A 23,801-nucleotide genomic window follows, 5' to 3' on the forward strand; every position below is an offset into this window, starting at 1 on the left:
TGGTGGGGAAGCGTACTGCTCTGATCTGGAGGTTTCAGGTGCCCAGTCCCACCGGTCCGGTAATCGTCGTGGACTTCGGGGCGCAGTACGCGCAGCTGATCGCGCGCCGTGTGCGCGAGGCTCAGGTCTACTCCGAGGTCGTCCCGCACACCGCCACCGCCGAGGACATCCTCGCGAAGGATCCGGCCGCGATCATCCTTTCCGGTGGTCCTTCCAGCGTGTACGCGGAGAACGCCCCCGCGCTAGCCCCCGGGCTGGTCGACGCGGGCGTGCCGATCCTCGGCATCTGCTACGGCCACCAGGTGCTCGCGCAGGCACTCGGCGGCACCGTCGAGCCGACCGGGATCCGCGAGTTCGGCCGCACCGAGGTCCGCGTCACCGGCGAGGGTGGCGTCCTGCACGCCGGGCTGCCGAACAACCAGCCCGCCTGGATGAGCCACAACGACAGCGTCACCAAGGCCCCCGAGGGCGCCACCGTGACCGCTTCGAGTGACGGTGCCGCCGTCGCCGGGTTCGAAGACGTCGAGCGCCGCTTCGCCGGCGTTCAGTACCACCCCGAGGTGCACCACTCGCCGCACGGACAAGAGGTGCTTCGCCGCTTCCTGCACGACATCGCGGGCATCCGTCCGCAGTGGACGACGTCGTCCATCGTCGACGACCAGGTCAAGCGCATCGCCGACCAGGTCGGTGACGGACGGGCGATCTGCGGGCTTTCCGGCGGCGTCGACTCGGCCGTGGCGGCCGCGCTGGTCCAGCGGGCCATCGGTGACCGGCTGACCTGCGTGTTCGTCGACCACGGCCTGCTTCGCTCCGGTGAGCGCACCCAGGTCGAGCGCGATTTCGTCGCCGCGACCGGGGTCAACCTGGTGACCGTCGACGCGCGCGAGCGGTTCCTCGACGCGCTGGCCGGGGTCACCGACCCGGAAGAGAAGCGCAAGATCATCGGCCGCGAGTTCATCCGCGTGTTCGAGCAGGCCGAGCGCGACCTCAAGGCCGAGGGCGACTACAAGTTCCTGGTCCAGGGCACGCTGTACCCGGACGTCGTCGAGTCCGGCGGCGGCGAGGGCGCGGCGAACATCAAGAGCCACCACAACGTCGGCGGGCTGCCCGACGACCTGCAGTTCGAGCTCGTCGAGCCGCTGCGCCTGCTGTTCAAGGACGAGGTGCGGCGCGTCGGGCTGGAGCTCGGGCTACCGGAGACGATCGTGCAGCGGCAGCCGTTCCCCGGCCCGGGTCTCGGTATCCGGATCATCGGCGCCGTCGACGCCGAGCGTCTCGAGACGCTGCGCGCGGCCGACGCCATCGCGCGCGAAGAACTCACCGCGGCCGGGCTGGACGGCGAGATCTGGCAGTGCCCGGTGGTGCTGCTGGCCGACGTCCGCAGCGTCGGTGTCCAGGGCGACGGGCGGACCTACGGGCACCCGATCGTGCTGCGGCCGGTGTCGTCCGAGGACGCGATGACCGCGGACTGGACGCGGCTGCCCTACGAGGTCCTGGAGCGGATCTCGACCCGCATCACCAACGAGGTCGCCGAGGTGAACCGGGTGGTCCTGGACGTCACGTCCAAGCCGCCGGGCACCATCGAGTGGGAGTGACCCGCACCCGCTCCGACTTGCGTTTAGCCCCCTAATCGCGATCTGGCGACCCAGGGCACCTGCGCGACCCGGATCGCGTTTAGCCCGCTAAACGCGCTCTGGGTCCCTCGGGTGCCCGAGGCCCATCGGATCGCGATTAGGGGGCTAAAGTCGCGCGGCCCTGGGGCAAGGCGAAGGCCCCGGCGAGGGGCCGGGGCCTTCGGAGTGGAGTGGATCGTGAGCGGGGCCGCTAGCGGCGGCTCTTGCGCAACGAAGCGGCGAGAAGCAGGAGGCCGACGAAGATCGCGCCGCCCGCCATCACCCAGCGGAAGTCGAACTGCGGGAGCCACGAGGAGCCGTCCGAGAGGACGTAACCCGACACCAGCAGCGTCGCGATCCCGACGATCAGGGTGAAGACGTCCACCCCGCGCTTCGCGGGCTGGGCCGACTGGGTCTGTGTGCTGTCGTAGTTGTCGTAGTCGTACTCAGCCACGACGCACCTCCACGTTTCCGACACTGTTCTTGACCTGCAGGACGATCTTCTGGCCGTTGGTGCCCGCCGAGGTGAAGTCGACGGCGTCCTCACCGACCCCCGAGCGGGACTGGCCGAGGCAGTCGACTTCGCCCGCCCCCGTCTCACAGGTGACCTTCACTTCGGCACCCGTCGGCACGAGCACCGTCGAGTTGCCCGCCCCGTTGGAGACCTTCGTGGTCACCGAGGCCCCCGCGGGCAGCTTGGTCAGGTCGAGGTCGATGTCGCCCGCCGAGTGGCGGTACTCCGGCAGCACATCGGACGCCGCGCTCGGCGTCGCCTTCAGGTCGCCGAGGCCGCCCTTCACGGAGAAGTTGTCGAACGGCACCGTGGTCAGCGCCATCCCGACGATCGCCAGCGGCACCGCCAGCCCGATCAGCCCGCGACCGCCCCGCACGAACGAACCGGCCACCAGCCCGATCCCGACCACACCCAGGGTGAGCCCGATGACGTGCTGCAGGGTGAACCACGCTTCGCCGTCCAAGCCCAGGACGGTGCCCACGCCGCCGACCAGCACGGCGACCCCGAAGGTCGCGGCGCCGATCTTCGACTTCCGGCCGCGAGGCACCGGCGGAGCCGGAGGCGGCGGAGGGCTCTGCGGCGGCAGACCGCCGGACTGATACGCGTTCGGCAGGTCCCAAGCGGACGGGTCGGCCGCGAGCGGGTCCCAGCCACCCTCGGTCGCCGCCGAAGCGGAGGTCGCCGTAGATGCCGACGCCATCGAGAACGCCGCGGTCGGCTGAGCCGGGGCGGGCGGCACCGGCCGGTTGAACTGCCCGCGGTTGCGGTGCAGCAAGTACAGCGCGACGGCCATCAGCGCGAAACCGATCAGCCCGGTGCCGTCGGTCAGCCAGCCGCCGCTGAAGGTCCAGGAGAGCCCGGGGAGCAGCAGGATCAGCAGCAGCACCGCGAACGCGGGCGAACTCGAGGTCCTGCCCCGGCCGATCAGGCCTTCGAACGCGGAAACGCTGTCGCCCTCCTGCGGCAGGAACAACCAGCCCAGCAGGTAGATGAAGACACCGAAGCCGCCGAACACGGTCGCGGCGACCAGCGCCACCCGGACCACGGTCGGGTCGATGCCGTACCGGTAGCCGATTCCCGCGGCGACACCGGCGAACTTGCGGCCGTGTGCCGGGCGTACCGGCCTGCTCCGCCAGAAATCCTTGACGGTCGCTTCGAAGCCGGCCGCTGGGCCGTGCTTCGGCGTGTGTGTCTCACTCCCACTCATGCCACAAAGAATGCGCTCCGGCCGACCCCCGCCACATCCGGGAAGTCCCCTGAGGTTTCCCCCAGCGGGAAGAGTCAGGGGTTTCCCCGATGGATCGGTTCCGTGCTCCGTGTGACCATGGAGAACGTGCAGGAATCCGCCCCCGACGAGCTCACCACGCAGGTGAAGCCGATGATCATCGAGCGCCCTCCGGTGCCCGTGCCCGGCAGCCTGTCCCCGGCCCCGTTCGAGCCGCCCAAGATGTACCGCCGCCGCTCCGGCCGCGCCATCGCGGGTGTCGCCGGCGGCCTCGCCGACCACCTCGGCGTCAAGGTGCTCTGGGTCCGGACGGCGTTCGCGCTGCTGGCCGCGCTGAACGGCACCGGCTTACTCGCGTACGGCCTGCTTTGGGTTTTCGTCCAGCAGCAGTCCGGTGAAGCCGCGCCGGAGAAGTCCGCCCCGAAGGAAAAGCAGCAGGCTTTCGGCCTGATGGCGCTGGGGGTCGGCCTCGCCGTCGCCAGCGGCACGCTGACCGGCCTGATCAGCGGCTGGGTCGCCATCCCGCTGGCGCTGGCCATGATCGGTGCGGCCGTCGTCTGGCGTGAGGCCGACGAGTCGCAGCGGAGGCGCTGGCGTCTCAGCGGGAAGGGCAGTGTCGCCGGGGCGTTCCTTGGCGGCGGGGGCTGGTCGGCCGCGATCCGCGTCGTCGCGGGTGTCGCGTTGGTGATGACCGGGATCGGCGTCGTCGTCCTGCAGAGCGGCAGCATCGACCAGGTCAAGTTCGCGCTGGTCGCGGTGATCGCGACGCTGTTCGGGGTGGCCGTGCTGACCGTCCCGTTCTGGCTGCGCCTGGTCCGCGACCTCTCCGACGAGCGCACCGCCCGTGTCCGCACCGACGAACGCGCCGAGATCGCCGCGCACCTGCACGACTCCGTCCTGCAGACCCTCGCGCTGATCCAGAAGCAGGCGGAGTCGCCGCGTGAGGTCGCCAGGCTCGCGCGTGGTCAGGAACGCGAACTGCGTGGCTGGCTGTACGGGCCGACGGGATACGGCAAGAGCCAGAAGACCGAAGAGGAAGCTGTCAGCGGGCAGCTGTCCGAGGTGCTCGCGGCCGCGTGCGGCGAGGTCGAGGACGCGTTCGCGATTTCGGTGCAGCAGGTGGTCGTGGGGGAGGCCACGCTGAACGAGCCACTGACCGCGCTGGTCCAGGCGGCCCGCGAAGCGATCGTCAACGCCGCCAAGCACGCGGGCGTCGACGAGGTCAGCGTGTACGCCGAGGTCGAGCCGACAGCGGTGACGGTTTTCGTGCGCGACAGGGGCAAGGGGTTCGACCCCGACGTCGTGCCGAGCGATCGGCACGGTCTCGCGGATTCGATCCGCGGCCGGATGGAGCGGCACGGCGGGAAGCTCAAACTGCGTACCGCACCGGGTGAAGGAACCGAGGTCCAGCTGGAGATGCCGGTCAAAGCGGGGAAGGGCGCGGCGTGAGGTCGCTATGCTCACGGGACAGGGCGAGTGAGGGAGCATCGTGACGGAGAACCAGCAGACGCGAGAACCGGTCAAGGTCTTCCTCGTCGACGACCACGCGCTTTTCCGGGCGGGCGTGCGCACCGAACTGGACTCGATCACCGACGACGTGCGCGTGGTCGGCGAGGCGGGCTCGGTGGCCGAGGCGGTCGCGGGGATCGCCCGGACCAAGCCGCAGGTCGTGCTGCTCGACGTGCACATGCCGGACGGCGGCGGCGCCGAGGTGCTGCGCCGGATCCGCCCGGAACTTCCGGATGTTGTGTTCCTCGCGCTGTCGGTTTCCGACGCGGCGGAGGACGTGATCGCCGTGATCCGGGCCGGGGCCCGTGGTTACGTCACGAAGACGATCTCGTCGAAGGAACTCGTTCGCGCCGTCGTGCGGGTCTCCGACGGTGACGCGGTGTTCTCGCCGCGGCTGGCCGGGTTCGTGCTCGACGCGTTCGCCGACCGGCCGGGTTCCGCGCCGATCAGCGACCCGGACCTGGACCTGCTGACGCCGCGGGAACGCGACGTGCTGCGGCTGCTCGCGCGCGGGTACGCGTACAAGGAGATCGCGTCCGAGCTGTTCATCTCGGTGAAGACCGTCGAGACGCACGTTTCGAGCGTTCTGCGGAAGACGCAGCTTTCGAACCGGTACGAGCTTTCGCGCTGGGCTTCCGACCGGCGCCTCGTCTAGATGGCGCCTGTTCTCATCGGCCTGGTGGCCGTGTTCTTCCTGGGGATGGGGCTGCTCGGGCTCGCCGCGCCGAGGCGGCTGATCCGGCCGTTCGGCATCAAACTGGACTCCGCGACCGCGCGGACCGAGGTGCGCGCGGTCTACGGCGGCTTCGGGGTGGCGATCGCCGTGCTGCTCGGTTTCGCGGCGTTCGACGTCGGCGGGATCCAGCGGGGCGCCGCGATCGCGGTGGCCGTCGCGCTCGCCGGGATGGCCTTCGGGCGGCTGGTCGCCCGGTTCGCGGAGCGGCCCGAGCGGTTCTACCCGAGCTGGCTCTACTTCTGGGTCGAGATCGTGCTCGCCGCCATGCTCGTCCTCGCGACCCTGGCACCGGATCGCGTTTAGCGGGCTAAACGCGATCCGGCGAGCCCCCAGGCCCCACCGCATCGCGATTAGCCCGCTAAAGGCGCGCCCGCCGGTCCCGGGTGGCTGGGGACCGGCCGGATCGCGATTAGCCCGCTAAACGCAGGTCACGGCGCCGTCTCCCCGGCGATCGCCAGCGGCCGCTCCACCACCGGGGCGGCAGCAAAGGTCCCCCGCTCCTTCGGGCGGAGCCGGGTCAGCGCGACGCCGCCCAGCACGACGACCATCCCGGCGATCACCCGGAAGTTGAGCGGCTCGGCCAGGAACATTGCCCCCAGCAGCACCGAAACCACCGGCAGCAGGTACCCGACGATCGACGCCGCGACGGCGCCCTCGCTCGCGAGGAGCTGGTAGTTCAGCGCGAACGCGATCCCGGTCGACCCGATCCCCAGGATCACCACCGCGACGATCGCGCCGGTGCTCAGGTGCACCGGCGAAAACCCGCCCATCGGCATCGCCAGCAGCAGGAACCCGGTCGCGACCAGCATCTGCCCGCCCGCCAGCGACATCGGTGAGTCTCCGGTGCCGGTCAGGTACTTGCCCTCGTAGACGAACGCGAACCCGTAGCTCGCGGCCGCCGCGAGGCAGGCCAGCGCGCCCCAGCTGAGCAGCCCCGAGGCCTCCCACGGCGCGAAGATCAGCAGGATCCCGGCGAGCCCGACGACCAGCCCGGCGACGCGGATCGCGGTCATCTTCGTCCGCGTGCCCAGCATCGGCGTGGCCAGCAGCACCCAGAGCGGCGTCGTCGAGTTCAGCACCCCGGTGATCCCGGAGTCGACGGTCAGCTCACCCCACGCGAACAGCAGGAACGGCAGCGCGTTGTGGAAGAACGCCGCGACGGTCAGATGTCCCCAGATCCGCCGCCCCGACGGCAGCCTGTCGCGCCCGAGGTAGCAGAGCCCGATCAGCACCGCCGCGCCGAGCGCCACCCGCGCCAGCACCAGCTGCACCGGCGAGAACGCGCCCAGCCCCAGTTTGATCCAGAAGAAACTCGATCCCCACATGAGCGCCAGCGCGCCGATCCGCAGCAGGGTCTTCGTCTCGCCCACCCGGTCCTCCTTAAGTGCCTGGCTCAGCTTCACCGCGCCGACGCGTAAGGACAAGCGAAAATAACTGCAGGGAGCCTTAAGAAGAACTGTAAGATCGGACCATGCTGGACGTCCGCCGCATGCAGGTCCTCCGAGCCGTGATCAGCAGCGGTTCGATCACCGCCGCCGCCAGGAACCTTGGCTACACACCTTCCGCGATCAGCCAGCAATTGTCCACCCTGGAAAGGGAAGCCGGCGTCGAACTGCTCGAACGCGTCGGCCGCGGCGTGCGCCCGACGCCCGCCGGTTCGCTGCTGTCCGAACACGCGGAAACGCTGAGCACCCAGCTCGCCAAGGCCGAGGCCGCGCTCACCGAACTCAAGGAAGGCCGCACCGGCAGGCTCGCGATCCGCTACTTCGCCACGGCTGGCGCTTCCCTGGTGCCCTTGGCCGTCGCCGCGCTGCGCCGGGACTTCCCGGGCGTCCGCCTCGACCTCAAGCTGGTCGAGCCCGACGATTCGATGCCCGACATCGAGTCCGGCAAGGCCGACGTCGCGATGATCGTGCTCCCCACCAGCACTCCCCGGGTCAAGGGCGTCGAGTACATCCACCTCCTCGACGACCCGTACCGCGCGATCCTGCCGAAGAACCACCGGCTCGCCCGCAAGCGCGTCCTCGATCTCGGGGAACTCGCGGAGGATCCGTGGGTCGGTGTCGACGGTCTTCCCGGCGCTTGCCGCGACATCCTGCTCGATGCCTGCGGTGCGGCGGGATTCGCTCCGAACCATGTCGTCGAATCCGAGGATTACCAGACGGCACAAGGGTTCGTGGCCGCCGGGCTCGGGGTCGCGCTGATCCCGGAACTCGGTCTCGGCGCCCCGCATCCCGGTGTCGCCATCCGCAAGGTCCGCCGCCCCGATCCGGTGCGCTCCATCCACGCGGCCGTCGCCGCGCACGCCAGGGAACATCCCGCGGTGCGAAGGTTCCTCAGCGCGATCCGAGAAGCGGCGAAGGCGGCCTGACCGGACAGACAACCGGGATCAGATGGGCACGAAAACCGGCTGAGCTTGAACAGCCGGGCCGGCGGTCGACAGCCTGGCAAGGAAGTCACGAACTCCGCCTGGCGAAAGGACTCCCGTGCGTCCCCTGATCATCCTGCACGGCTCTTGGCACCAGCCTGCCCATTTCGACGACGTCGCCGAGCGCCTGCGACAGGAAGGCGCCGAGGTCACCGTCCCCGACATCGGCGCACGTCCGGTCGCCGAGTCCACCCGGATCGTCCAGGAAATCGTCGACAAGGCGGCCGAACCGCCGGTGGTGCTCGGGCATTCCTATGGTGGAGTGATCGCCAGCGGGCTCCAGGGGGTCTCCCACCTGATCCTCCTGGCCGCGATCGTCAGCGAACCGGGTGAGACCGCTCAGTACTGGATCGACCGCGTCAAAGAGGAAACCGGCCGCGAACCGGAGTCACTGCCCCTGACCTTCGACGACGCGGGGATGACGCACCTCGATCTCGCCGCCGTCCGCGAGGCGCTGTACGCCGACTGCTCGGACGCCGTCGCCGAGCGGGCCACGGCCCTGCTGCGCCCGGAGCCCGTCTCGATCTTCACCGAATCGCCGATCGGGGCGGCCTGGAAGGACACTCCGAACACCTACATCACCTGCTCCGAAGACCGGGCGCTGGCACCGGAAATGGTCGCCCACTTCGCCGCCCGGTGCGAAACGCAGGTGACCTGGCGGGCGAGCCACAGCCCGTTCCTCAGCCGTCCCGTCGAACTGGTGACGCTGGTTCTCGAGCGGCTCTAGCTTAAATCAGGAACAGTTCCGCGAACAGCACACCGAGGAGGATCGCCGCCACGACGGCGCCCGCCGTGATCAGCCACTTGCGGGTGTCGGGCGATTTCGCCGCGGCCGGCGCCGCCGCGGGAGTGTACTGCTGCTGCGGCGGTGCCGGTGGCACGTACTGCTGCGGCTGTTGCGGCGGCTGATACTGCTGCGGCTGGTGCTGGGGGAACTGCGGAACCGGCGGCTGCTGAGGTGCCTGCTGCTGAGGTGCCTGGTGCATCGGGAACGGCATCGAGGCGGGCATCGTCGGCATGGCGGGCGCCGTCGGCGGGATGAACGCCGTCTGCCGCCCCTCGGTGATCGCGCCCAGCGAGCGGACGGTGTCGGCCATCGTCGGCCGCACGTCCGGCTCGGCCCGCAGCATCTTGCGCAGCGCACCGGCCAGCGGACCGGCGGTCTGCGGCGGCCGTTCCGAAGACTGGCCGTCCTCGCCGAACGGCGGCACACCCTCGACGGCCGTGTACAGCGTCGCACCCAGCGAGAACACGTCGGACGCCGAAGTCGCCGGTTCGCCGCGCGCCACCTCGGGCGCCCGGTACGCGGGACTCGCGCCGCCACCGGTGATGCCGATGTCGGTGAGCTTCACGCCGCCGTCGTCGGCCAGCAGGATCGTGCCCGGCTCGACGGTCCGGTGCACCACCCCGGCCTCGTGCATCGCGGCCAGCGCGCGGCCGAGCATGATGCCCAGCGCGGCGGCCTGCTCCGCGGTCAGCCTGCCGTGCTCGGCCAGGAAGGTCGACATCCCGCGCGACGGGATGTACTCCATCACCAGCCACACGTCCGGACCGTCGGGCAGCACGTCGTACACCTTGATCGCGGTGGCGTGCTCGAACTTGGCCGCGTCCTTGCCCTCTTGGACGACGACGGCCTTGGCCTGTTCCGCCCGGTCCGTCGGAAGGCCGACGGGCAGGTACATGCGCTTCATCGCGACCGTGCGGAGCAGGCGTGTGTCGAACGCCAGCCACACGATGCCCGCCCGGCCACGCCCGATGGGCTGGTCCAGGCGGTACCGGCCGCCGACGATGGAACCTTCAGAACTCAATTGTTGCCTCGGATCACGTTCCGGCCGGGGTCGAGGCCGGTGGTGTCGGTGTGTCGGACGGAGTGGGTGTCGGCGTCTTCGTCGGAGTCGGCGTGGGGGTCGTCTTCGGAGTCGACTTCGGTGTGGTCGGCCGATCCGGCTCGTCCGTCTGGGTCGCCTTGGTCGAAGTCTTCTTCGACGAGCTCGCCGTCTCCTTGGGCGGCTCGGCCGACTGCGTCTCCGACGGCGATTCCGTCGTCTCGGGAGCCGAGGACGTCGCCGACGGGGTCGGCTTCGTCGAGGAGTTCCCCACCTGCGCGGGCGTCTCCGGGTTGTTCGGGCTCAGCAGCCAGAAGCCCAGCGCGGCCAGCGCCACGACCACGACACCGCCGATGATCGCGGGCTTCTTCCACGCGCCCGGCTTCTCGTCGTCGTCCTCGTCCACCGGGCTGGTCTTCGCCCGGGTGGGAGGCGGCGGCGGAGGCGGAGGCGGGCTGTCGTAGTCGTCGTCGTAGGGATCGTCGACGTAGTCACCCGCGGGGATCGGGACGGCGCGCGTGGGCGTCGGGCCGCCGGGGTGACCGCGTTCGGACAGCAGAGCCGTCTCGTCGTAGTTGTCGTACCCGTCGTAGTCGTCTTCCGGGTACCTCGACGCGGCAGGCTGGTGGTAGTCGTCTTCGTCGTAGTACGAACCCGCCGCGGCCTGTTCGTCGAGGAGCGAGCCCGAGTGCCCGGCCGATTCGCTGTCGAGCGCCTGGGTCACGCCCGCGCCCGCGAGCGCGCCCGCGACCGGGGCGGCGAGCAGGGTCTCGTCCGCGGGACCGCCCAGCGGCGTTTCACCCCGCGCGACGGCGGCGAGGAGCTCCTCGCACTCTTCGGCGGTGGGACGGTGCCGGATCTCCGGGTGCAGCAGCACGGCCAGCACGCTCGCGAGCGGGCCGGACTGGCGCGGCGGGATGATCTGCCCGGCCGCGACCGCGTGCAGCAGGCTCAGCGTGTTCTCGCTGAGGCCGAACGGCGGCTGGCCCTCGCAGGCCGCGTAGAGCGTCGAGCCGAGCGAGAAGACATCGGACTCCGGGCCGGGATCGCCGCCGATGGCCACCTCGGGCGCCAGGTAGGCGGGGGTTCCGGCGATCATCCCGGTCTTCGTGACCGTGACGTCGTCCTTGGCCCGCGAGATGCCGAAGTCGGTGATCTTCACGGTGCCGTTGGGTGCCAGCAGGATGTTGCCGGGCTTGATGTCCCGGTGCACGATGCCGACCGCGTGCGCCTCGGTCAGCGCCGCCGCGACCTGCGCGCCGATCCTGGCCACCTCGATCGGTGGCAGCGTCCGGTGCTCCTGCAGCTCCTGGGCGAGGCTGGTGGAGTTCAGGTATTCCATGATCAGGCACGGCTGACCGTTGTCGTCGGTGACCACGTCGAACACCGAGATGGCGTTCGGATGGTGCAGCCTGGCGGCGATCCGGCCCTCGCGCATCGTGCGCTGGCGGGCGTCTTCGGCGTCGTGAGCCTCGAGGCCGGGTTGCAGCAGCAGCTGCTTGATCGCCACCGTGCGGCCGAGTACCTCGTCGTGCGCTTGCCAGACGGCACCCATCGCGCCCGTGCCGATCCGCCCGGCGATGCGATATCGACCGGCGACCAGGCGACCCTCGTCGCTCACGCGACCTCCCTTTGGGCTCCGTCTTCACGTCGCGGAGTCGTCCGCGCACGCGGTGCGGCCTTCAGCACGCCACAGCGTTGGAGCGTATGCACATGTAGTGGTCTGTGTGCCGGCTTTTCCGAGACCGACTCGTGACAAGGCTAGGCGCTCACTCTGCGCACACACACGCGGTACGCTCTGATCGCCCTGGGTAGAGGGCCGTTCAACGCCGGGTATTCGTCACATGTGCTGCGCGGACAGCAGCCGGGCGTCGGTGATCAGGCCCGTCGTCTCGTCGGCGAATTCGAGCACCTGGGTGACCCGCAACAGGCCGCCGTCCGGATTGCGCATGGTCACCACGGCGAGGATCGTGCCGTCGGCCTGTTCACGGAGATCCTGGATCTGGATGGCGTCCATCGCGCTCCACCCCTGGATCAGCCTGCCCGCTTCGGACTCGGCCAGCACCGGCGTGAGCAGCGACATCGCGCCGTAGGGATCCGCGTCGACGGTCTGGTAGAACTTCCGGACCGCGTCGAGCTTGCCCTCGGCCGTGCTGACCGCGGCGGGTTTGGCGACAGGCTGCGAACTGGTGCTGCTGGACGCCGAACCTCGCCGAGGGACCGAACCCTGGCCGGTGCCCGAGGACGGCTGGGCCGTCGTGCTGGTGCCCGCGGGAGTCGGTGTCTCCTGCTTGCGCTGCGATTCGGAAGCGTCCGGGACGGCGAGCCCGCCGAGCGCGGCGGCTCCGCTCATCACCTCGGGTGCGGCGGCGCCCGGTGCCGGGTTCTGCCGCTGGGTGCCCGCGAGGACTCCCGCGGTGACGACGGCGCCCGCGACCAGCAGCCCGGCGGCGACCAGGCCGGCCAGCTTGGCCCGCCGGGCCGTGCGGCTTTCCGGCTCTTCTTCGGGCTCGGGTCGCGGAGACGGCTCTTCGCGAGAGCGGGAAGGAACGAACTTCTGCGGCTCCCGGAAGACCTGCTCGAGGTACTCGCGGTCGACGCGGGTGTCGTTCAGGATCTCTTCCGGGATGACGTCCTCGACACGTACGGCGTCCTCACGCCGTATGCGCTGTCGATCAAGCACGAAATTCCTCGCTCTGGGTCCGGGGCAGGCGCTGGGCCGTTCGGCCGACGCCTTTGGTCCGCGCGGCCGTCTTCTGAACGGTGCGGACCCTGCAGTCGCCAGGTAACCCTGTCGAGACGGTCCGCGGCCAGGCTCTATCGCCGGAATGCCGTCGCGATACGACGAACGGCAGCTTAGGTCACCCACCCGGACCAGGGACAACCGCTCGCCGCACCGCACGTGCAGAGGAACAGGACACTTGCACGTGCGTGGCACCTACATGCCGTCGTCGACGATCTTGTCGTCGTCACCGAAGGTCAGCGTGCGCTGCTCCATGGTCTTCGTGCCGTCTTTGTGAGTGACCTCGACGGTGTTGACCGTGACCCCGCGGCGCTGGTCGATGCTGACCTTCTTCACCTCGAAGTAGGCGACGTCGGCGTAGCGCTCACGGAGGCCCTGCGCACCTTCTTCGCGCAGGCCGCCGGAGGTCACCGCGGCGGCTTCGTTCGGGTTCGTGGTGACGGAGTTGAGGAAGACCTCGGTGTTGTCGCCCATCGCCTGCGCGTCCGGCTGCGACGCGTACCAGGGGGAGGTCGTGGTGGTGCGGTCGGCGGGCATGATCGGCGGCTTCTGCGGCCGGTCGCTCGACGACGGCGCGGGCCGCCCGGTCGTGGCCGGCCCGCCCGCGTCGGGCCGCGACCCGCCGTCGCCGGTGGCGTCGTCGTCCGTGGAGGTGCCGGAGTTGGCGGAACTGCGGTCGTCCTGGGGGGAGGAGTCGGTTTCGGAACCGGACGGGTTGCCCGCCGCGCCACCCTGCGGCGGCGTGGCCGGGTCGCCGTTCCCGGCGAGACCTTCGTTGGTCAGCGGGCTGCCGCCGCGGTAGCCGGGCCAGCCGCCTTGGCTCTGCTGTTCCGGAGCGGGCTTGCCGACCAGGAACGAACCGGCGAAGAGGAGGCCGACGACCACCAGCGCGGACGCGGCCGCGGCGAACCAGGCGGCCTTGCGCCAGGTCTTCGGCGGGGTCACCGAAGCGGGCACCGATCCGAGGTCGAAGGTGCTCAGGCCGTCGAGGGGAGGGGCCACATAGACGCGGATGTCGTCGTCACCGTCGTCGATCTCCACCGGTTCGGGACGGCGGGGAGCGGGCGCGGTCAGTGTCACCTTCGTGCGCTGGGCCGCCTTCACACGCCGTTCTTCGGCGGGGGACAGCACGGGTTCGGTGAACGAGACCTCGACGCGGGCCGGGCGTTCCACGGGCACCTCGCGAGCGGGCTGGGGGAGCGGCAGCAGGCCGCTCGTTGGGGCATAGCCGGGGCTCGGCGCCCTCCTGTTCCGCGGTGGCGGCAGGGGCAGGGAACCGGTGGAGGGCGGGGCGAACTCGCTGTGCGCGTGATGCCCGTGCCCGGTCGGGCGCTGCCGCCGTGGCGGCACGGGTGGTGTCCAGCTTTCAGTGCCGCCCGCCCGGTGACGGCCCGCGTGTGCGGCGCCGTCCCGTTCCTGGTGTCCCACCCAGCCGTTCATGTCCGAGCGACCCCCTCATGGGCCGCCCCTGACGGCGATGTGACACCGATTAAGCCGAACGGAGCAGCGGTTTCACGGGATCCCTCGCTTGCAGACTCCCGGGCACTCTCGTGAGCAAATGCACGCGCATGCGACTGTGGACGCGCGGGGCCGATGCCCCCGCGCGCCATTCGGGCATCGCCCGACCCAGACGCAAGGGTCCTCACGGGATCCACACTAAAAGCTCGACACCCGCAAGTCTTCACCCGCTCTGCAAGTTGCAGATGTTTCACTCGGTCGGGCGCGGCCGAACGGGCCTCGGTGACGTTACGCAGTGCTATCCGGGCAGGTGAAGCCGTTCAGTTGCCGCTGCGGTACTTCTGCTGGGTCGATTGCAAGGCTTTGGTGGCGGTGATTCCGCTACCCGCTGCAAGCAAAATGGCGATGATGTCGAGCGGCGTTCCCCCACTAGTGAGCAACCACGCGAACAAAGAGGCCGCGGTGGTACCCGCTGCGATCGGCCAGCGGGATTTGACGTACTGGGCGATGGGGGTGCCGCCCGCGCGCTTACCCGCCGCGTTGTTCAGCATGGCGAGGTAACCGAGATGGCCCAATGCCGCGAGGACACCGGCGATCGCGATGATCACGGCGATGAGGTTAATCATGTGTCCAGTTTGCCTGGTCCCGAGCCGTCATGGCTCGGGGAACACCCTGAGTTTCGCCTCACTGCACGCAATCGTGACGCGGGTGCGGGGTCCCATTCGGTACCGGCGCCGTGGCCGCCCTGAAGTACATGAAGGCCCCCTTCCTTGCGTCTAGCGCAGTGAAGGGGGCCTTCATGTACTTGGGGAAGGTGTGAAGGGCCCCATGGACGACCGCGGTCAGAAGCCGGTAAGTGACCAAGGCACCCATGGCGCCAACCCGAAACGCGACCTGGTGACCACCACGAGCCCCGAAGCCTGCTGTCGCCTACCGTCCGAGCCTGCCCCGGCCCAGGTTCAACAGGGCCATCGCCAGCTGACGCCCTTCCGGCCCGAGCTCGCGGTAGCGCGCCAGCACGTCCATCTCGCGGTTGTAGACGATCTTGGTGCCCCCCGCGGCCATCCTGGTCGCGCCGATCGTCTTGGAGACCTCGACGCGGCGTTTGACCAGCCGCAGGATCTCGCCGTCGAGCCAGTCGATCTCCTTGCGGAGCTCACCGATCTCCTCGGCCGACGCGATCGGGCCTTCGGCGTCCGGCTTCTGTGTGGTGTTCATCGGGACCTCTCTTCGGTCCGGATTCCCTGCTGGCCCCCGGAACAGCGAAAGCCCCGAGGTCCGAGGACTCCGGGGCTTCGGGTGATGGCAATCAGGCACTATGCGATCACGGGAGCCGGAGTCCGGGTCCCGTAAAAAAATCGCGTCGCGTGCCGCATACCGATCATTATGCCACAGCGACGCCGTCACCCCGGCCGAAATCACGTCGCGCTCCGCGGACGCGGGCGTGTACCAGGACGCTCATGGCCAGCCAGAACATCGGCATCGCGGGCCAGAAGAACGGCACCCCCGAAACCGTCCAGCGGACGATCAGCAGCACCGAGAGCGCGACGGCGACCGCGAGGTGGATCCGCACCGCCCGATGCCCGAAGACGACCGCGCGCCGCTTCGGCACGGGTTTCGGCAGATCCGAGGTGAGCGCGGCCAGTTCGTCCGTGTACTTGGTGGAATACACAGTGCCCAGCCGGTCTTCTACTTCTTCGAGGCTGAGACGGCCTTCGCCGCCGGCGGCCTGGATGAGCGAGGCGACCCGCTCGCGGTCGGCGTCGGCGGCCCGGAGCCGGGAGGGAATTCCGTTGGTGTCCATGGCATCCGATCCTCCGCCGCGAACACCGCCCGCGCGTCGGACGGCAGGCGGCAACGGCGCCTACGCCCGGCGCTGTAGCGTGGACCGGCGATGAACACCCTCTTCGATCTCCCAGCGGACGGCCCGGCCAAGTCCCGGCACTCCGACCTGCTCGACGACCTGAACCCGGCGCAGCGCGAGGCCGTGACCCACGCGGGCTCACCGCTGCTGGTCGTGGCGGGCGCGGGTTCGGGCAAGACCCGGGTGCTGACCAGGCGGATCGCGTATCTGCTGGCCGAGCGGCACGTGCACCCCGGCCAGATTATGGCGATCACGTTCACCAACAAGGCGGCCGCGGAGATGCGGGAGCGGGTGAGCGACCTCGTCGGCCGCCGCGCGAACGCCATGTGGGTGTCGACGTTCCACTCCATGTGCGTGCGGATCCTGCGCCGTGAGGCCAAAACGCTGGAGATGTCGTCGAGTTTCTCCATCTACGACTCGGACGACACGAAGCGGCTCATCACGCTCGTCGCCCGCGATCTCGACATCGATCCGAAGAAGTACGCGGCGCGCACGCTGGCCGTGAACATCTCGAACCTCAAGAACGAACTGATCGACCCGGACACGGCGGTCGCCGACGCGGGCAACGACCTCGAGCGCCGCGTCGCCGAGGTCTACGTCGAGTACCAGCGACGGCTCAACCAGGCCAACGCGTTCGACTTCGACGACCTCATCATGCGGACGGTCGAACTCCTGCAGACCTTCCCGGACGTCGCCGAGTACTACCGGCGGCGGTTCCGGCACGTGCTGGTCGACGAGTACCAGGACACGAACCACGCGCAGTACACGCTGATCCGCGAACTGGTCGGCACCGAGGAGAACGAGGCCGGGCTCGAGCCCGCCGAACTGTGCGTCGTGGGTGACGCGGACCAGTCGATCTACGCCTTCCGCGGCGCGACCATCCGCAACATCGAGGAATTCGAACGCGACTTCCCGAACGCGCGGACCGTGTTGCTGGAACAGAACTACCGCTCGACCCAGACGATCCTGAACGCGGCGAACGCGGTCATCGCGCGCAACCCGAACAGGCGCGCGAAGCGGCTGTGGACCGATTCCGGCGACGGCGAGAAGATCGTCGGCTACGTCGCGGACAACGAGCACGACGAAGCGGCGTTCGTCGCGGGCGAGATCGACGCGCTGGCGGACAAGGGCGAGGCGGACTACTCCGACGTCGCGGTCTTCTACCGCACCAACAACCAGTCGCGCGTCTTCGAAGAGATCTTCATCCGCCTCGGCCTGCCTTACAAGGTCGTCGGCGGCGTGCGGTTCTACGAGCGGCGCGAGGTCCGGGACATGCTCGCGTATCTGCGGGTGCTGGCGAACCCGGAGGACACGGTCAGCCTGCGCCGCGTCCTCAACGTTCCCAAACGCGGCATCGGCGACCGCGCCGAAGCGGTCATCGCGACCTACGCCGAGCGGGAGCGCATCTCGTTCGCGCAGGCGCTGCGCGGTGCCGTCAACGGTGAGGTGCCGCTGCTGAACCCGCGCTCCGCCAAGGCGATCACCGGTTTCGTCGAGCTGCTGGACGAACTCGGCGAGGTCGCCGAGAGCGGCGCCGAGGTCGCGGACATCCTCGAAGCGGTCCTGGAGCGCACGGGCTACCGCGCGGAACTCGAGGAGTCCGAAGACCCGCAGGACGCGTCGCGGGTGGAGAACCTGACGGAACTCGTCACCGTCGCGCGGGAGTTCACCGAATTCACCGCCGAGGTCGCCGGTCCGGACGGAGAGCTTCCCGAGGCGGAACCCGCCGATGCGGGAGTGCCGGAGCCGGGTTCGCTTCCTGCGTTCCTGGAGCGGGTGTCTCTGGTCGCGGACGCGGACTCGATTCCCGCGGCCGACGGCGGCGAGGACGGCGACGGGCACGACGCGGGCGTGGTCACGCTGATGACCGTGCACACCGCGAAGGGCCTCGAGTACCCGGTCGTCTTCGGCACGGGCTGGGAAGACGGGATCTTCCCGCACATGCGCGCGCTCGGTGACCCGACCGAATTGGCCGAGGAACGACGGCTCGCCTACGTCGCGATCACGCGCGCCAGGAAGCGGCTGTACGTCTCCCGTTCGATGGTGCGCTCGGCCTGGGGTCAGCCGCAGATGAACCCGGCTTCGCGGTTCCTCGACGAGCTTCCCGCCGACCTGGTCGATTGGCGCAGGCTCGCGCCGTCGTCGTCCTCCGGCGGTTTCGGTTCGTCGGGTGGCTCGCCGCGCGCCGCGACGACGTGGGGAAGCCGTGGCGGCGGCTCCGCGTCGCCGTCGAGGTCGGCGGGCACGAGCCCGTTCGGCAAGGGCTGGAAGGACACCGTCGCGCTCAAGCTCGACGTCGGCGACAGGGTCAGCCACGACAAGTACGGCCTCGGGACCGTCATCGCCTGCGACGGCGCCGGACCCCGGGCCACCGCGACGATCGACTTCGGTGCCGCCGGCAAGGTCCGGCTGATGCTCATCGGCAGCGTCCCGATGGTCAAACTGTAGCGCTGACCTGCGGTTTCTTTGCCGCGCCCGAAAACTGTCGGACCCTTCCCGTATACCTGTGCCATCGAACACGAGTTCGATGCGCTGGGGTATGCTGGGCAAGCCGGTGTGCCCCCCCCGGGACGGGGAGGAGGCACACGATGTGGTCGGGGTCTTGTTTGGTTTTTTCTCCAGTGGGGTACTGGAGTACTTGCGGGGTGTTGAAGAAGGGGCGGGACCGGATCGGGGTCCGGAACCGCCGGAAGTGCTCAGGCTGGTCGCGGCCTGGCGCGCGTTACCGCGGACGCACGAACCGGTCGGGGCCGGACGGTGTGTCGGATCCGGGCACGCGCGGCGATGGTCGTTCGGGCCGCGATCAGCCGGGTACCGGCGTTCTTCCCACGGGTTCTTCGCCGGATGGCGGCCGATCGAACGGCGCCCGGCGGGACTCTGCACGGGGTGGCAGGTCGTCGTGGGGTACTTCGCCCGGAAACTGCCCGGTGGCGTCACATGAGCCCGTTGAGGGCCTGGAAAGCCGGCCGTGCTCCGAGCCAGAAGACCTTCGACGCTCCCTTGTGCCCGAAACGGGGGGAGCGGAGGTCCTGAAGGCGCGCCAGGGCTTCGTTGCCCGGCGCGCCGGTGCTTCCGGCGTTACCGGCCGGGATGCGAAAAGCGGGAAAGAGGCTCGATCAGCCGACGCTGACGCCACGGGCGGCGAGCCACGGGCGCGGGTCGATCTTCTTGGAGCCGTTCTGCCACACCTCGAAGTGCAGGTGCGGGCCGGTGCTCTGGCCACGGTTGCCGACCTCGGCGATCTCCTCGCCGCACTTGACCTTCTGGCCTTCGCGGACGGAGAACGAGTTCATGTGGCCGTAGACGTGAACGGTGCCGTCGGAGAGCTGGACCTTGACCCAGAGGCCGAAACCGCTGGCCGGGCCAGCCTCGATGACCGTGCCGTCGGAGGCCGCGACGATCGGGGTGCCGATCGGGGCCGCGAGGTCGATGCCGAGGTGGCTCGTGCCCCACCGGGCGCCGAAGCCCGAGGTGAAGGTGCCCTTGGTCGGCATGCAGGTCTTGGGGCGCTTGGCCTCTTCTTCGGCCTTGCGGGCCGCTTCGGCCTCACGCTTCACACGGGCTTGGGTGATGCTGTTGTTGTCCGAGAGCTTCTGGGCCTCGGCGGAGGCGTTCGCCGACTGGCTGGTCGGCAGCAGCTCCGGGGCACCGCCACCGGCTCCACCGCCGAGGGCGAACGAGGCGCTCGCGTCCTGCGCGCTGGCCAGCGGCGTGACGGCGGCGTCGGAGGATTCCGAAACGGACTTCAGGGTCTGCCCGGCAGCGGCGGCCGCGAAGGCGCCGGCAGCGACGGCTGCGACCACGACACGGCCACGAAGGGCCGAGGACGGGGGCGACAGTCGGTGCGAGCCCCGGACGCGAACGACCGCACCATCGAGTGCGTTCTCGAGCGCCGGGGAAGGAGCTTGGCCGCCGGGGGAGCGGTGTGAAGCCAAGACGGGGCCTTCCATGTTCGGGGAGTCGGATCAAGAGCCCGGGCGGGGGAACCCGGTGAACGACCTCGGGGGTGGTTCGTTCGGTGCTCTCATTCGTGATCTGACTGTAATGGGGACCTGGGGACAGTAACGAAGCGGCACCCCGATCAGCAAGATTTGACCGCACCCTCGGCCGATCGGGCGACGGCGATCTGGCCGTTATCCAGTGAAGATTACCCAAAGTTAGAGGAGGTTTACTCGTAACCTTGTGATTTGCGTTACAAGATCAAGCGGCCGTTCGGGGGTACCGGAGGGCCGAAAAGGAGGCAAACGAGGGAAATAACCGGTTGCCCGGTGATGTTGAAGGACGTTTACCGCGATCCAGGCCTTCGGTGAGTGCACCGAGCGGTCCGGCGAGGCCCGGCCGAGTACCGGTGAGGCCCGCGATCCCCCTGCTGGCGGGCCTGGGTGGGCCCGGCTTGCTAGCGTCGCCGTCGATGACTTCGCGCTCACGGCACCCCGATGACAACTCCGCCGGGCAGGCCGTCCCCGGGACCGCGTCCGCCGAACTTCTCCGGAGCGAACCGGGCGCCCGCCCGCGAGCGCTCGTGCTGTCGGCGGGGCTGGTGTCCGCCGGAGCGGTCGCACTGGCCGTCGGCGCGCTGATGCCCGTCGTCCGGGGCGGTTCGCCCGGGTTCACCGCCGCGCCGTTGCTGGTCGTGCTGGCCCTCGCGCCCGCGGTGGCCGTGCTCTACGCGGTGTCGACGGGACGTCCGGGACTCACGGCGGGGCTGGTGCTCGGTCTGACCGCGCTCGCGCCCGGACGGCTGCTGCTGGATCTTCAGTTACTCGCGGACGGATCCCTCGCCGCGCGGCCGGAACTGTTCCTCGCCGATCGCCTGCTCGCGTTGCCCCCGGCGGGGCCGGGGCTGTGGCCGCTGGTGGCGGGCCACCTCCTCACCCTCGCCGCCGGGGCGTTCGCCGCGGGGACCGCTCGCGACGAGGCCGAACTGGCCGGTGAGCTCGACGGACATCGCCGTTGGCGGCTGCTCGGGCCCGTGCTCGGCGTGGCGGGCGGGATCGGCCTGCTGCTCGCGCCCCTGGGGTCGGGCAACGCGTACCTCCTGGCCAAGAACGCTTTCGAGGGACCGACGGTCGCGATGGCCGGGTACCTGCTGCTCGCGGCCCTGCTGCCGCTGACCGTGCTCGTGGCGGTGAGCTCCCCCTCGGCCGGGGTCGGCAAGGGCGGGTTCGCGGGCGCGGGCCTGGCGGCGCTCGCGGTCGGGATGCCGCCGGTGGTCGCGGGGCTGGTCGTGGACCGGCTCTCGGTCGCGCCGGGTTCGGTGCTGGTGACCGTCGCGGGCCTCGGGCTGTTCGGCCTGGCCTTCACCAGGTTCGACGTCGCGGAAGCCGGCGAGGCGGTCACCGGTGACCTGGCAGGCGAGGCCAGGCTGCCAGGACTGTTCTGGTGGCGGCTGGCCACCGGCGGCCTGGCGCTGCTCGCCGCCGCGGCCGCGGTCGCGGGTGCGCTGACCCCGGTACTGACGGCCAACGGTGAGACGCCCGTCCCGGAGACACCGTCGCGCTGGCTGCTGCTCGGCGCGGCCGTCGTGCTCGCCGTGCCCGCCCTGTTCGTGTTCGTGCCGCGGCTCTCGGCGTTCGCCAGGGGAGTCGTCGCGGCCACGTGGGCCGGGGTCGTCCTCGCGGGGGCGGCCGTGCTGAGCGCGGCCTTGTCCGTGACCGAGGACAAGGCTGTCGATCCGGCACTGTTCGGCGTCGATCTGCCGCTGCCGTTGCCCGACAAGGTCGGCTACTCGGCGGGCCCAGGCGTCACCTGGACCTTCGTCGCGCTCGCGCTGGCGGCCGTCGCGGCGCTCGCCGCCGTGATCACCGGCGTGGTGGAGCGCGACGACTCGGACGACGGTGGAATGGACGAACCGCGAGCGAACGGCGCCGTGCTCACCCCGGTCGTCGCGGCGGCGGTGCTGGCGATCGCCGCGTTCGGCACGCCCGTGTTCACCGCGCCCGGCTACACCGCCCCGGGTCTGTGGTCGGACTTCGGCGCGGCGTCGTGGGGCCTGCTCGGCGCCCTCGCGGTCGTGCTCGGGCTGTACGCGCTCGTCGTGCGTTCGAGGCCGATCGCGGCCGCGGCCGCGTTGGCCGGTGCCGCGCTGGTGCTCGGCCTGCGCGCGGCGGAACTGTCGCTCGTCGGCTCGGAGTACGACGGCTCTTCGGCGGGGATCGGGTTCTGGCTCGCGCTGGGCGCCGCCGTCGTCTCCCTCGTCGCGGCCGGGATGGCCGTCGTGGGCTCGCGGCGGTCCGAGTGACGCGCCGTCTCCTTCGCGTGGTGCTGGCCGAGTTCGGCGTCGAGGAAGGTTCGGCCGCCGTGCTCGGCCGACTGCTGCGCGACGACGGGGTCGAGGTCGTCTACGCCGGTCGTCTCGACACCCTCGAGCACTTGGTCCGGACGGCCGAACAGGAGGATCCGGACATCCTCGGCGTCGTGCGGGGCGCGAGTGAGCCGGAGGGGCTCGCCGAAGCGCTCCCGGACGTCCTCCTCTTCGCGGTCGGTAACGGCCCGAGCAAGTTCGAGAACGCTTTCGAAAGCCTGGAAGAGGCGGCGAACTGGGTCTCCGGTGTGCGGTCTCACACCGTGGAAACACCGTCTGACCGCGTACGGTGACCGACTTCACCAGGTGCGGAGTCCCCTGCTTCTGCGCAGGTCGCTAACCTCGACTGGTCCGACAGCGCGGTCCGGCAACGGACCACCACAGTGGCGTGTCGTCAGGAGACTGGAGTAGTGGACCTCTACGAATACCAGGCGAGGGATCTCTTCGCCGCCCACGGAGTACCGGTTCTGCCGGGTGCCGTGGCAAACACCCCCGAAGAAGCCAAGGCCACCGCCGAGAAGATCGGCAACCAGGTCGTCATCAAGGCGCAGGTCAAGACCGGCGGCCGCGGCAAGGCCGGCGGCGTCAAGCTGGCCCAGACGCCGGACGAGGCCGCGGAAAAGGCCGAGGCGATCCTCGGTCTCGACATCAAGGGCCACATCACGCGTCGCGTGCTCGTGGCCGAAGCCTCGGACATCGCCGAGGAGTACTACTTCTCCTTCCTGCTGGACCGTGCGAACCGCACCTTCCTCGCGATGGCTTCGGCCGAAGGCGGCGTGGAGATCGAGCAGCTGGCCGTCGAGCGCCCCGAAGCGCTCGCGAAGATCCCGGTCGACGCGATCATCGGTGTCGACAAGGCGAAGGCCGTCGAGATCCTGACCGCGGGCAAGTTCCCGGAGAACGTGGTCGACGAGGCCGCCGACGTCGTCGTGAAGCTCTGGGAGACCTTCGTCTCCGAGGACGCGACGCTGGTCGAGGTCAACCCGCTGGTCCGTGACCCGCAGGACAAGATCATCGCCCTCGACGGCAAGGTCACCCTCGACGAGAACGCCTCGTTCCGTCAGCCGGGCCACGAGGCCCTGGTCGACAAGGACGCGGAGAACCCGCTCGAGGCGAAGGCCAAGGCCAAGGACCTCAACTACGTCAAGCTCGACGGCGAGGTCGGCATCATCGGCAACGGCGCGGGCCTCGTGATGTCCACTTTGGACGTCGTGGCCTACGCGGGCGAGAAGCACGGCGGCGTCAAGCCCGCCAACTTCCTCGACATCGGCGGCGGCGCTTCGGCCGAGGTCATGGCGGCCGGTCTGGACGTCATCCTCAACGACACCGACGTGAAGAGCGTGTTCGTCAACGTCTTCGGTGGCATCACCGCTTGCGACGCGGTCGCGAACGGCATCGTCGAGGCGCTGAAGATCCTGGGCGACGAGGCCACCAAGCCGCTCGTCGTGCGGCTGGACGGCAACAACGTCATCGAGGGTCGTCAGATCCTGGCCGACGCGAACCACCCGCTGGTCACCGTGGTGGACACAATGGACAACGCGGCCGACAAGGCCGCCGAGCTCGCCGCGGCAGGTGCGTGAG

General features: G+C 69.9%; 21 protein-coding genes. 10 read left to right on the top strand and 11 right to left on the bottom strand.

Annotation, left to right across the window (positions count from 1 at the left end):
* Positions 1 to 38 precede the first annotated feature (38 nt).
* Positions 39 to 1,595: a glutamine-hydrolyzing GMP synthase gene (guaA, locus tag ACLJPX_RS34085; protein WP_410604483.1), complete on the top strand. Its 1,557-nt coding sequence runs from the start codon at positions 39 to 41 to the stop codon at positions 1,593 to 1,595.
* 229 nt (positions 1,596 to 1,824) lie between these two features.
* On the opposite strand, the gene ACLJPX_RS34090 is transcribed toward guaA, so the two are convergent.
* Both ACLJPX_RS34090 and ACLJPX_RS34095 read right to left on the bottom strand, forming a co-directional pair.
* Entirely contained in the window at positions 1,825 to 2,067 is a 243-nt protein-coding gene (locus ACLJPX_RS34090; RefSeq protein WP_410604484.1) for a hypothetical protein, read from the bottom strand.
* Entirely contained in the window at positions 2,060 to 3,334 is a 1,275-nt protein-coding gene (locus ACLJPX_RS34095; RefSeq protein ID WP_410604485.1) for a PspC domain-containing protein, read from the bottom strand. Before ACLJPX_RS34095 ends, ACLJPX_RS34090 begins: the two co-directional genes overlap by 8 nt.
* 111 nt (positions 3,335 to 3,445) lie before the next feature.
* Between ACLJPX_RS34095 and ACLJPX_RS34100 the strand changes: the two genes are divergently transcribed.
* Genes ACLJPX_RS34100 through ACLJPX_RS34110 form a run of 3 tightly spaced genes read left to right on the top strand, consistent with a single transcriptional unit; the run spans position 3,446 to position 5,900 of the window.
* On the top strand, positions 3,446 to 4,801 hold the full coding sequence (locus ACLJPX_RS34100; RefSeq protein ID WP_410604614.1) for a PspC domain-containing protein: 1,356 nt from the start codon (positions 3,446 to 3,448) through the stop codon (positions 4,799 to 4,801).
* Positions 4,802 to 4,841: 40 nt separating this feature from the next.
* Entirely contained in the window at positions 4,842 to 5,516 is a 675-nt protein-coding gene (locus tag ACLJPX_RS34105; RefSeq protein WP_076163075.1) for a response regulator, read from the top strand.
* Complete coding sequence (locus ACLJPX_RS34110; protein WP_410604486.1) at positions 5,517 to 5,900, top strand: DUF4345 domain-containing protein; 384 nt, start codon at positions 5,517 to 5,519, stop codon at positions 5,898 to 5,900.
* Positions 5,901 to 6,025: 125 nt separating this feature from the next.
* Here the strand turns inward: ACLJPX_RS34110 and ACLJPX_RS34115 are convergent, their stop codons facing one another.
* Complete coding sequence (locus ACLJPX_RS34115; RefSeq protein ID WP_410604487.1) at positions 6,026 to 6,967, bottom strand: DMT family transporter; 942 nt, start codon at positions 6,965 to 6,967, stop codon at positions 6,026 to 6,028.
* Positions 6,968 to 7,068: 101 nt separating this feature from the next.
* On the opposite strand from ACLJPX_RS34115, the gene ACLJPX_RS34120 reads away from it, so the two are divergent.
* The gene (locus ACLJPX_RS34120) at positions 7,069 to 7,968 is read left to right on the top strand and encodes a LysR family transcriptional regulator (RefSeq protein ID WP_410604488.1); all 900 of its coding nucleotides are present in this window, start codon (positions 7,069 to 7,071) and stop codon (positions 7,966 to 7,968) included.
* A 115-nt stretch (positions 7,969 to 8,083) separates the two neighbouring features.
* Positions 8,084 to 8,752 carry a lipase family alpha/beta hydrolase gene (locus ACLJPX_RS34125; RefSeq protein ID WP_410604489.1) on the top strand — a complete coding sequence of 223 codons (669 nt, stop codon included), beginning with the start codon at positions 8,084 to 8,086 and terminating at the stop codon, positions 8,750 to 8,752.
* A 1-nt stretch (position 8,753) separates the two neighbouring features.
* Here ACLJPX_RS34125 and ACLJPX_RS34130 read toward each other — a convergent pair whose 3' ends face one another.
* The 7 genes from ACLJPX_RS34130 to ACLJPX_RS34160 form a co-directional block, all read right to left on the bottom strand.
* On the bottom strand, positions 8,754 to 9,833 hold the full coding sequence (locus tag ACLJPX_RS34130; RefSeq protein WP_410604490.1) for a serine/threonine-protein kinase: 1,080 nt from the start codon (positions 9,831 to 9,833) through the stop codon (positions 8,754 to 8,756).
* 13 nt (positions 9,834 to 9,846) lie between these two features.
* On the bottom strand, positions 9,847 to 11,472 hold the full coding sequence (locus ACLJPX_RS34135; RefSeq protein WP_410604491.1) for a serine/threonine-protein kinase: 1,626 nt from the start codon (positions 11,470 to 11,472) through the stop codon (positions 9,847 to 9,849).
* A gap of 219 nt (positions 11,473 to 11,691) precedes the next feature.
* Entirely contained in the window at positions 11,692 to 12,534 is an 843-nt protein-coding gene (locus tag ACLJPX_RS34140; RefSeq protein WP_410604492.1) for a hypothetical protein, read from the bottom strand.
* 255 nt (positions 12,535 to 12,789) lie between these two features.
* Positions 12,790 to 14,034: a hypothetical protein gene (locus ACLJPX_RS34145; protein ID WP_410604493.1), complete on the bottom strand. Its 1,245-nt coding sequence runs from the start codon at positions 14,032 to 14,034 to the stop codon at positions 12,790 to 12,792.
* Positions 14,035 to 14,372: 338 nt separating this feature from the next.
* The gene (locus ACLJPX_RS34150; protein WP_101612245.1) at positions 14,373 to 14,678 is read right to left on the bottom strand and encodes a hypothetical protein; all 306 of its coding nucleotides are present in this window, start codon (positions 14,676 to 14,678) and stop codon (positions 14,373 to 14,375) included.
* Between the two features lie 304 nt (positions 14,679 to 14,982).
* Positions 14,983 to 15,270, bottom strand: a complete 288-nt coding sequence (locus ACLJPX_RS34155) for a chorismate mutase (RefSeq protein ID WP_101612246.1) — start codon at positions 15,268 to 15,270, stop codon at positions 14,983 to 14,985.
* A gap of 166 nt (positions 15,271 to 15,436) precedes the next feature.
* The gene (locus tag ACLJPX_RS34160) at positions 15,437 to 15,856 is read right to left on the bottom strand and encodes a DUF1707 domain-containing protein (RefSeq protein WP_410604494.1); all 420 of its coding nucleotides are present in this window, start codon (positions 15,854 to 15,856) and stop codon (positions 15,437 to 15,439) included.
* A gap of 90 nt (positions 15,857 to 15,946) precedes the next feature.
* Between ACLJPX_RS34160 and pcrA the strand changes: the two genes are divergently transcribed.
* Positions 15,947 to 18,364: a DNA helicase PcrA gene (gene pcrA / locus ACLJPX_RS34165; protein WP_410604495.1), complete on the top strand. Its 2,418-nt coding sequence runs from the start codon at positions 15,947 to 15,949 to the stop codon at positions 18,362 to 18,364.
* Positions 18,365 to 19,032: 668 nt separating this feature from the next.
* Here the strand turns inward: pcrA and ACLJPX_RS34170 are convergent.
* Positions 19,033 to 19,719, bottom strand: coding sequence for a M23 family metallopeptidase (locus tag ACLJPX_RS34170; protein WP_101612249.1), 687 nt, complete (start codon positions 19,717 to 19,719; stop codon positions 19,033 to 19,035).
* Between the two features lie 608 nt (positions 19,720 to 20,327).
* On the opposite strand from ACLJPX_RS34170, the gene ACLJPX_RS34175 reads away from it, so the two are divergent.
* From ACLJPX_RS34175 to sucC, 3 genes are all read left to right on the top strand, one after another.
* The gene (locus ACLJPX_RS34175) at positions 20,328 to 22,157 is read left to right on the top strand and encodes a hypothetical protein (protein WP_410604496.1); all 1,830 of its coding nucleotides are present in this window, start codon (positions 20,328 to 20,330) and stop codon (positions 22,155 to 22,157) included.
* On the top strand, positions 22,154 to 22,513 hold the full coding sequence (locus ACLJPX_RS34180; protein WP_410604497.1) for a hypothetical protein: 360 nt from the start codon (positions 22,154 to 22,156) through the stop codon (positions 22,511 to 22,513). Before ACLJPX_RS34175 ends, ACLJPX_RS34180 begins: the two co-directional genes overlap by 4 nt.
* Positions 22,514 to 22,630: 117 nt before the next feature.
* Positions 22,631 to 23,800, top strand: a complete 1,170-nt coding sequence (gene sucC, locus ACLJPX_RS34185; RefSeq protein WP_101612251.1) for an ADP-forming succinate--CoA ligase subunit beta — start codon at positions 22,631 to 22,633, stop codon at positions 23,798 to 23,800.
* Position 23,801 lies beyond the last annotated feature (1 nt).

The sequence above is a fragment of the Amycolatopsis sp. lyj-90 genome, from assembly GCF_046549035.1.
Classification (GTDB): Bacteria; Actinomycetota; Actinomycetes; order Mycobacteriales; family Pseudonocardiaceae; genus Amycolatopsis.

Coding starts and splice junctions, on each gene's coding strand:
- ACLJPX_RS34095 (WP_410604485.1), bottom strand. CDS start 3,334: ATGAGTGGGAGTGAGACACACACGCCGAAGCACGGCCCAGCGGCCGGC.
- ACLJPX_RS34110 (WP_410604486.1), top strand. CDS start 5,517: ATGGCGCCTGTTCTCATCGGCCTGGTGGCCGTGTTCTTCCTGGGGATG.
- ACLJPX_RS34120 (WP_410604488.1), top strand. CDS start 7,069: ATGCTGGACGTCCGCCGCATGCAGGTCCTCCGAGCCGTGATCAGCAGC.
- ACLJPX_RS34145 (WP_410604493.1), bottom strand. CDS start 14,034: ATGAACGGCTGGGTGGGACACCAGGAACGGGACGGCGCCGCACACGCG.
- ACLJPX_RS34150 (WP_101612245.1), bottom strand. CDS start 14,678: ATGATTAACCTCATCGCCGTGATCATCGCGATCGCCGGTGTCCTCGCG.
- ACLJPX_RS34155 (WP_101612246.1), bottom strand. CDS start 15,270: ATGAACACCACACAGAAGCCGGACGCCGAAGGCCCGATCGCGTCGGCC.
- ACLJPX_RS34160 (WP_410604494.1), bottom strand. CDS start 15,856: ATGGACACCAACGGAATTCCCTCCCGGCTCCGGGCCGCCGACGCCGAC.
- pcrA (WP_410604495.1), top strand. CDS start 15,947: ATGAACACCCTCTTCGATCTCCCAGCGGACGGCCCGGCCAAGTCCCGG.
- ACLJPX_RS34175 (WP_410604496.1), top strand. CDS start 20,328: ATGACTTCGCGCTCACGGCACCCCGATGACAACTCCGCCGGGCAGGCC.